Consider the following 9,884-nt stretch of genomic DNA (forward strand, 5'->3'; position numbering starts at 1 on the left):
AATGCAATATTTAAAAAAGTGAAAGCTGATTTCTCTCTTGCATTCCATCAAATACGCCCATTTTAGTAAGAGTTTTGATATGAGAGTTATTTAATTTAGTTCTTTTAATAACATCTTCTTTAGATAAAAATGGTCCATGTTGGCGAGCTTCAACTACTGTTGTTGCCACCGCATCGCCTAAAGCATCAATTGAACTAAATGGGGGTATTAATCCCTTTTCATCATTAGGATCTAAAATAAATTTACTAGCCTGTGAGTATTCTAAACTAATGGGATTAAAATGATAGCCACGTTCGATCATTTCTAAAGCCACTTCAAAGACATCCCATAAACCTTCATCTTTATTTGAAGAACTATGTTCCTGTCTTAATCTGGTGATTTCCTCACGGCGAGCCATGATAGCATCTTTTCCTTTTACAAGAGTTTCAATTTCATAAAAATCACAACGAGTAGAAAAATAAACGGCATAGTATTCTCGAGGATAATATAATTTCCACCAGGCAACTCGTACAGCTGATAATACGTATGCAACTGCATGGGCTTTAGGGAACATGTATTTAATTTTTTTACATGAATCAATATACCATTGCGGAACATTGTATTTTTTCATCAGCTCTTCATATTTTTTCTCTGGGAAAACCGCTGGTGATTTCCCTTTACGAACACATTCCATGATATCAAAAGCATCTTTATTGGGTAAACCTTTTTCAATCAAATAGACCATAATATCATCACGACATCCAATTACCTCTGATAGAGTACAAGTACCTGATTTAATCAAAGTTTCAGCGTTACCTAAATATACATCCGTACCATGAGACAAACCAGAAATAATGACTAAATCGTTAAATGATTTAGGTTGTGTTTGATCAAGCATTCCGCGAACAAATGTTGTACCAAACTCTGGTAATCCTAAAGCTCCATTTTTACAGCCGATAAAATCTAAGTTGCAGCCTAAAGCTTCACAACTAGTAAACAGACTCATTACTTTTTTATCATTGGTAGGAATTGATTTAGGATCAACACCAGTTAAATCCTGCAACAAACGAATTACGGTTGGATCAACGTGGCCTAAAATATCAAATTTTAATACATTATCATGGATAGCATGGAAGTCAAAGTGCGTTGTCCGCCAGGCCGCTGATAAATCGTCAGCTGGATATTGATAAGGTGTAAAATCAAAAACATCCATATCACTTGGGATAACAATAATACCACCAGGATGCTGTCCTGTTGTCCGCTTTACGCCACCACACCCAGCAGCAATTCTTTCTAATTCAGCCGAACGAATCGTATTTTCTTTTCCCATCAATTCAGCATAGCCTCTGGCATAACCATAAGCCGTTTTTTCAGCTACGGTAGAAATAGTTCCCGCTCTGAAAACATGATCTTCACCAAAAATTTCTTTAGTAAAAGCATGGGCCTTAGCCTGATATTCTCCAGAAAAGTTTAAATCAATATCAGGAACTTTATCAGCATTAAATCCCAGGAAGGTTTCAAAAGGAATATTATGTCCTTCACCTTTCATCACTGTTCCACATTTAGGACAAACTTTATCTTCTAGATCATAACCATCACTAATTACCCCTTCATCTAAAAATTCACTATGACAGCAATTAGGACAAATATAATGTGGTGGCAATGGATTTACTTCGGTGATTCCAGCCATTGTAGCAACAAATGAAGAACCGACTGACCCCCGGGAACCAACTAAATAACCATCATCATTAGATTTCTTTACTAATAAATGCGAAATATAATAAATTACCCCAAAACCATGTTTAATGATATTGCTTAATTCCTTTTCTAATCGTTTTTCAACAATTGATGGTAATGGATTACCATATTTACGATGTGCCGTATCATAACAAATTTCTTTCAATTTATCATCAGCTCCAGGAATTTTTGGCGTGTATAATTTATCATGAACTGGCTTGATTTCACTAACCATATCAGCAATTTTATTAGTATTAGTAACTACATATTCGTATACTTCATCTTCTGGCAAATATGGATAACACTTTAACATCTCATCAGTAGTTCTAAAATATTGACAAGGATTTTCAGCTTTTGGATTACGCCGATCACAAAGAGGATGAGCCCGATGACCAATTCCAATAGTAGGATTAGAAATAAAGACATCTCTAAAAATTTTGTCCTTAGGATCTAAAAAATGGACGTCCCCTGTTGCTACGATAATTTTATCTAATTCCTTAGCACAGTTTACAATTCGCAACAATGATTTAATCAGCTCATCTTGATCTTGTAATTTACCCCGATCTACTAAATGATGATAGTCTTCTAATGGCTGGATTTCTACATAATCATAAAACTCCATCGCCTTTTTTAATTTATCATCTGACAAATTAAGAGCTGCTTCAAAAACATCACTATTATAACAACTAGTACCATACAACAAGCCGTCACGGTAATATTCTAAACGCTCTTTAGGAATTCTAGAACTTCCATGAAAATATTTAGTATTAGCTTCACTGACCAACTTAAACATATTTTTTAAACCATCTTTATTTAAAGCTAAAGCCGTCAAATGATAAGGATGGACAATTTTATAAATATCATCACCAGTAAGCGCAACTAAATCTAACAAATTATATTTACCACTTTGCATGATTTGATGCAGCATCATTGTAAAAACATCAGCTAAAACTTGAGCATCGTAATCGGCACGGTGAGCTACTTCATCATCATAATTAACCCGATATAACCGACAGACATTTCCTAATCGATAGGATTTTAACGGTTTTAAAATTGCCCGAGCCAATGCTAATGAATCGATTACGGGATTTTTAATTTCAGGCAAATTATTTCTGCGTAAGTTTTCATTTAAAAAACCGATATCAAAACTAGCATTATGTGCTACCAGAATACAATCATCGAAAAAATCCATGATTGTTGGCAAAGCTTCTTTAATAGTTGGTGCATCTTTAACCATATCATTAGTAATATTTGTCAAATTACTAATTCGGGTAGAAATAACTTTTTCTGGATTGATGAACATCTGTAACCGATCGACGATTTCGCCATTTTTAATTTTAACCGCACCAAATTCCGTAATACCATCATGAATAACTGATAATCCGGTTGTTTCTAGGTCAAAAGATACAAAGACAGCGTGTTCAATTGAGGTATCAACAGGATTATAAACAATATCCAAGATTGGATCAACCATATTAAATTCAATACCATAGATCATTTTAATTCCAGCTTTACCAGCTGCAATTTGGGCTTCTGGAAAAGATTGAACATTTTCATGGTCAGTAATGGCAATAGCCTGATGGCCCCACCGAGCTGCTGTTTGGACATATTGACTTACGGTACTGATACCATCCATCGTTGACATCTTAGAATGCATATGCAATTCAACCCGTTTGACTTCAGCTTGATCTTGACGGGGAGCAGGGCCTTTAATTATTTCTAATTCTCGTGCTATGATGCTAGTTTCTTTAGCATAAGTATCGTATCTGACATCCCCACGAACTTTAACCCAAACACCACCTTTTCCAATCAATTTAAGTTCTTCTAAACTATTTTTAGAATTATTTTCAAATCGTTTTACGATAATTGAATCAGTATAATCAGTAACCCACAGACTCTGAATATGTTTTCCAGATTTGATCTTGATTAAATCAGTTTTAAAAACATAGCCACTAATAACAATATTACTTTCCATCGTTTGATTGGTTATTTCCGCAATCTTTAATGATATCGGATTACTTTTTTTATAATAATTCTTTTTATAATCGTTGTTATTAGTAACCGGGGCTTTTTTTATTTCTTTTGGCATTTCAATTACAGGTAATTGCGGATTTTCCATTTGATCTTGAATACTTTTAAACTCATCATTATCTAAATCAATAAAATATTCTAACCCCATCGTAATTCCTAACTGATCTAACATCTGAATAATTTCACTATTTAACTGTTTTAACTGTTCTAGTTGAATTTCATTTCCAGCTCCAATTCTGATCTTATTGTCAATTTTGAAGTTTTCAGTTGTAAGAGTTGCAAAAGCTGGATAATCATTTTTTAATTTTTCTAAAAGATAACCTAAATACAACATCAATTGTTCTTGATCATAGTTATTATCACTATAATGTAGATAAAAACTAGATGGATAAGGGAAATTATCAGTATTGTTTAATAATAACTGATATTCATGAAATGGGAGCATCTGTTTAAAAGATAAATAGAATATGTAACTATCATCTTTTGTCACAACTACTTTTTCAATTCTACCCTCTTTTAACTTATCAGCCATTTGATCAATCTGTAAATTTTTTAAAAGTATTAATAATTTATCTTCCATTTAACCACCCTACTTTTCTATCATGATGACTATTATAACATAAGAAACTACCTCGCTACAAGTTACGAGGTAGTTATTAAACATCTTAATATCTTTTAAAGTTAATTTATCCAAATATTCTTGATATATCATTTATCGTTACATAAATCATCAAACCAAATACCAGTGCTAATCCAGCCACCTGCAAAACATAACGAAGTTTTAAAGGTAATTCGCGACCAATTAACTTTTCAACTAAAGCAAAGATTACCTGACAACCATCTAATCCCGGTATTGGTAACAAGTTAAAAATACCAACATTGGTAGAAATTAAAGCTAAAAATATCAGTATTTGGCTAATCGATCCGGTCGCTGTAATTTCAGCAGTAGTAGTAAAAATACCAGCTGGTCCTGATAATTGACCAATAGTGTTAGCTGTATCTGAAAATAATTTACCTAATGTAGTAAATATCAATAATGATAGTGTTTTAAATTGAGACAGAGCATAATTTATCGCCTCAAAAAAACTTAATTGTCGTGTTGCTGAAATGACTCCTAAAATATATGAACCACTTTCTTGATTATAGGTAGCATTGACTTGTTTAGTTTGTGTTTTTCCATCTCTAACTAATTCTACGGTAATAGTAACATCAGAATTATCGGCCGTTGTTATTTCGGCCATAACTTCTCGAATATCATCATATGAACCAATTATACTTTCTTGTCCATCATAAACAATTTTGGTTATTCGATCACCCGCTTCAATACCAGCCATCATGGCAGGACCATTTTCTGTAACTGATCCAATTATCGGATTAGTATCTTGCACTTCAATAAAAGAATAAACCCCAATTAAAATAACAATGGATAAAACAAAGTTCATAAAGACACCAGCTAAAAAAACAACTACCCTTTTCCAACAGCTAATACCATTGATAGTGCGTTCAAAAGGAACATCTTTTAACTCTTCAATTTCATTATCAGCTTCACCAGCCATAGATACAAAGCCTCCAATCGGTAAAGCTCGAACCTCATATTCAGTCTCGCCAACTTTTTTTGAAAAAAGTTTCGGTCCCATTCCAATAGAGAATTCACTACAATATACTCCAAATGATTTGGCAGTAATAAAATGTCCAAATTCATGGATTAAAACAACAATTCCTAAAATTAAAATAAAGACAATTATCGTAATTAAAGTATGCATTAATCTTCTCCTATCTGTTTTAAAACAAAATTACGAGCCCAGGCATCAATTTCAATTAACTGTTCTAAAGTTGGATTTTCAACTAAATTATGGGCTTTCAATGCCTTAGCAACTAAATCTTCAATCTGTAAAAATTCAATTTTATTTTCTCTAAATAAAGCATTTGCCTGTTCATTCGCTCCGTTTAAAACACATGGCATACTGCCACCAGTTCTACCAGCTTGATAAGCCATTTCCAAAGCTCTAAAACGATTAAAGTCTGGTTTTTTAAAGTTCAAAGTAGCAATTTTAGCTAAATCAAGACTTTCACCATTTACTAATACATCACGATCAGGATATGTTAAAGCATATTGAATTGGTAAACGCATATCAGGATTCCCCAATTGTCCAATAACAGATGTATCAACAAATTCCACCATTGAATGAATGATACTTTCAGGATGAATCAAGACTTCTATTTGATCATAAGACACATCAAATAACCATTTAGCTTCAATTACCTCAAGTCCTTTGTTAAACAATGTAGCACTATCGATTGTAATTTTAGCGCCCATCGACCAGTTAGGATGATTTAAAGCTTCTTGAACACTGACCCCGACTAGTTCTTCACGAGTTTTATCACGAAAGCTACCGCCACTAGCTGTTAAAATGATCTTTTTGATTTGACTATGTTTTTCACCATTTAAAGATTGAAAAATTGCAGAATGTTCACTATCGACCGGTAATAAATGAACATTATTTTCTTTTACCAGCTTAGTAATTATATGTCCGGCAACGACTAATGTTTCCTTATTAGCTAAGGCAATATCCTTTTTAGCCTTGATTGCTTCAATTGTCGGTAATAAACCAGCAAAACCAACGATTGCATTTAATACAACATCAACTTCATCTAAAGTAGCAATTCTAACTAATCCATCTTCGCCATAATATACATTGATATCTGGATACTTTTCCTGCAAATAAGTAGCATCTTCCTGTTTTACGACACAGACATTTTTTACTTTTATTAAATTTAATATTTCTTCTACTTTTTTAATATTGTAACCAGCTGACATTGCAACGATTTCAAATTTATCTTGGTGATGATAAACAACATCGACCGTCTGTGTTCCAATAGAACCAGTTACTCCTAAAACTGTTATCTTTTTCATCTTATAACCTCACCATAACTAAAAAGAAACTAAATACTACGGCATTAAAAACAATACTATCGATTCGATCTAAAATACCACCATGACCTGGTAATAAATTAGAGTAATCTTTAACTCCAAAAAAACGTTTAACAGCACTAAAAACTAAATCTCCTATTTGTCCTGTCATTGTTAGTACAAAAAAGGCTGAGATTAAGATTGGATTATTATCAATATAGCCCAAATATGTTCCATAGGCAACAGACATAATCGTACCTAAAATAATTCCTCCAATTGAGCCTTCAATTGTTTTTTTCGGTGATAAGCGTGGAATTAGTTTGTGCTTTCCAAAAAAAACACCACTAAAATAGGCACCAGTATCACTACCATAAGTTGCCAATGCCAATAATATTACATACTGGAAACCATATGTTTCTCTTAAAACTAACAGTGCATGCAACCCGGCACAAATCAAAACTCCCATGGTAAAAATGTATCCTGTTCGCTCTATGGTCAAAGTTTCGTCAAAAATTGTAGCCGCAAATAAAACGATTAAATAAATCATCATCCCATAGGAAGCAATAAATAAATCATGATGATCAAAAATAAAACCATAAATAAAGAACAATAAAACAATTGGATATAAAAATAATTTTATCTTTGGGCGAGCACAAATATGTAACATTTCATATACCGATAAAACCATGATTACGCCAATTAAAGCCTTAAAATAATAGCCGCCCAAAACTACACATGGTATCGCTACAAGCATCAAACAAATTGCTGTAATTATTCTTTGTTTCATTACTTTAACCCTCCAAAACGTCGATCACGATTTTGATATAGCCAAATGGCCTTTTTTAGTTCAATTTCATCAAAATCTGGCCAAAGAACATCAGTGAAAACAAATTCTGCATAAGCCAACTGCCACAAAAGGAAATTTGATAACCTTTGTTCACCACTGGTTCTAACCATTAAATCAACATCTGGTAAATCAGCAGTCATTAATTGTGAGGCAAAAATATTTTCATCTATATTTTCAACCGAAATTTCTCCCTCTAAAACTTTTCCAGCAATTTTTTTAGTGGCTGTAACAATTTCATCACGACCACCATAAATAAATGCAAAGCATAAAATCATTCCGGTATTATTTTTTGTTTTTTCAATAGCCCGATTGATGATTTTCTGCGTTTCATCAGGTGCCATTTCTAAATGACCAATAGTCGTGATTTTAACATTATTTTCCATCAATTCTTTCATGTAAGCCTCGAAAAAATCTTTCGGTAATTTAAAAATATATTGCACTTCTGAATCAGGTCGTGCAAAATTTTCTGTCGAAAAAGCATAAACAGTCATTGCTTTGACCCCTAAACTATTACAGCATAGTGCAATATCACGAATTGTCTTAGTTCCTTCGTGATGGCCATAAGTTCGTGGCATTTTTCTTTTTTTGGCCCATCGTCCATTTCCATCCATAATAAAAGCAATATGTTGAGGAATGTTATTCATATCAAGATCTTGATAGTTGATTTCTTCTTTTTTATCTTTTTTAAAAAACATCTAGTTTTCCTCCCTCGTATAGCTATTCGAGATTATACCATAAAACTACATTAAAAAAAAGGCTTTGCGAAAATCAAAAAGAACACCCTCAGGTGTTCTAATATTATACAGTCATGATATCTTTTTCTTTTTCTTTTCCAATCTCATCAATTTCTTTAACAAATTTATCTGTTAATTTTTGTACTCTCTCTTGACCATCTTTAATTTCGTCTTCGCGGGCATCACTTTTTTTAATTTCATCATTAGCTTCACGACGAATATTACGAATTGATACTTTTGCATGTTCAGCAAATTTCCAAACATTTTTTGCAAACTCACGACGTCTTTCTTCAGTTAAAGCAGGAACCATAATTCTAATTAAATCACCATCATTTTGTGGTGTAAGTCCTAAATTAGCTTCATAAATGCCATGTTCAATATCTTTGATACTAGATTTATCATATGGTTTAATTACTAATTGACGACCTTCAACAACTGAAATACCAGCAATTTGATTAACTGGAGTTGGAGAACCATAATAATTAACCATAACTCGATCAAGCATATTTGGATTAGCACGTCCCGTTCTAATTGTTGCTAAATCGCGACGATAAGCTTCGATTGCTTTAGTCATTCTTTCACTAGTGTCTTCTAAAATCAAATCTATCATTCTATTTTCCTCCTGAAATTATTGTACCAATTACATCACCATTACAAGCTTTAGCAATGTTTCCATCTTCTTGCATATTAAATACGCATAAATCAATATTATTATCTTTACATAAAGTAATTGCTGTTTGATCCATAATCTTAAGATCCTTTTGTAATACATCAAAGTAACTGATGCTATCAAAACGTTTTGCACTAGGATCAACTTTTGGATCAGCAGAATAAACACCATCGACCCCGTTTTTAGCCATTAAAATAACATCAGCATTAATTTCCGCTGCTCTTAATGCTGCAGTAGTATCAGTAGTAAAGAACGGACTACCTGTTCCAGCTCCAAAAATAACGATACGTCCTTTTTCAAGATGACGAATAGCACGACGACGAATGTATGGTTCAGCAACCTGACGCATTTCAATTGCTGTAAGCAATCTAGTAGGAACACCAATTGTTTCTAATGCATTTTGAACAGCTAAGCCATTCATAACAGTTGCTAACATTCCCATGTAATCAGCACTTGAGCGATCCATTCCCATATCAGCACCAGTTTTACCACGCCATAAATTTCCACCACCACAAACAATGGCAATTTCAACTCCTAATTCTTTGGCATCTTTAATTTGGCGAGCAATGTCAGCAACAGTATGCGCATTAATACCAGTTTTGTCGTCACCGGCAAGTGCTTCACCACTTAGTTTCAATAATACTCGATTATACTTCATAATAAACTCCTTGCTTAATATTTATAAAAAGATTTATGCCCTAAGAACATTTCATTATCACAAGATAATGTTTCTTTTCTTAAAAAAATTTAACATATTTTTATATAATAGTCAAGATTGTAAACGGCGTAAAAAAACACCATCTGATTCAAATATGATAATGTCTTAATGTAACAAGATTGATAATGTTCCAACATGTTGGGACATTATCAAAAAAATGCTATACTATAAACCTCACATTTTAAATTGGAGGTTTTGATTATGAGAAAGGTCGATTTAAGAATGAACGAATTAAAAAAATATGAAATTATTAAAAA

Annotated in this window: 7 protein-coding genes; all 7 read right to left on the reverse strand. The window is 32.9% G+C overall.

Going from position 1 to position 9,884, the window contains the following annotated elements:
* Nucleotides 1-10: 10 nt before the first annotated feature.
* The 7 genes from Q0K54_RS06420 to pyrH all read right to left on the reverse strand — a co-directional run bounded on the left by Q0K54_RS06420 (nucleotide 11) and on the right by pyrH (nucleotide 9,567).
* Complete coding sequence (locus Q0K54_RS06420) at nucleotides 11-4,327, reverse strand: PolC-type DNA polymerase III (RefSeq protein ID WP_294579260.1); 4,317 nt, start codon at nucleotides 4,325-4,327, stop codon at nucleotides 11-13.
* 106 nt (nucleotides 4,328-4,433) lie between these two features.
* The gene (locus Q0K54_RS06425; RefSeq protein WP_294579262.1) at nucleotides 4,434-5,510 is read right to left on the reverse strand and encodes an RIP metalloprotease; all 1,077 of its coding nucleotides are present in this window, start codon (nucleotides 5,508-5,510) and stop codon (nucleotides 4,434-4,436) included.
* Nucleotides 5,510-6,661 (reverse strand): 1-deoxy-D-xylulose-5-phosphate reductoisomerase, encoded by a 1,152-nt coding sequence (locus tag Q0K54_RS06430; protein ID WP_294579265.1) that lies wholly within the window; start codon nucleotides 6,659-6,661, stop codon nucleotides 5,510-5,512. Before Q0K54_RS06430 ends, Q0K54_RS06425 begins: the two co-directional genes overlap by 1 nt.
* A gap of 1 nt (nucleotide 6,662) precedes the next feature.
* Nucleotides 6,663-7,445, reverse strand: a complete 783-nt coding sequence (locus tag Q0K54_RS06435; RefSeq protein WP_294579267.1) for a phosphatidate cytidylyltransferase — start codon at nucleotides 7,443-7,445, stop codon at nucleotides 6,663-6,665.
* Nucleotides 7,445-8,200, reverse strand: a complete 756-nt coding sequence (locus Q0K54_RS06440; RefSeq protein WP_294579269.1) for an isoprenyl transferase — start codon at nucleotides 8,198-8,200, stop codon at nucleotides 7,445-7,447. Before Q0K54_RS06440 ends, Q0K54_RS06435 begins: the two co-directional genes overlap by 1 nt.
* A 103-nt stretch (nucleotides 8,201-8,303) precedes the next feature.
* Nucleotides 8,304-8,849 carry a ribosome recycling factor gene (frr, locus tag Q0K54_RS06445; RefSeq protein ID WP_294579272.1) on the reverse strand — a complete coding sequence of 182 codons (546 nt, stop codon included), beginning with the start codon at nucleotides 8,847-8,849 and terminating at the stop codon, nucleotides 8,304-8,306.
* A gap of 1 nt (nucleotide 8,850) precedes the next feature.
* The gene (gene pyrH, locus Q0K54_RS06450) at nucleotides 8,851-9,567 is read right to left on the reverse strand and encodes a UMP kinase (RefSeq protein ID WP_294579274.1); all 717 of its coding nucleotides are present in this window, start codon (nucleotides 9,565-9,567) and stop codon (nucleotides 8,851-8,853) included.
* Nucleotides 9,568-9,884: the final 317 nt, after the last annotated feature.

Source organism: uncultured Thomasclavelia sp., assembly GCF_944324745.1.
GTDB lineage: Bacteria > Bacillota_I > Bacilli_A > Erysipelotrichales > Coprobacillaceae > Thomasclavelia.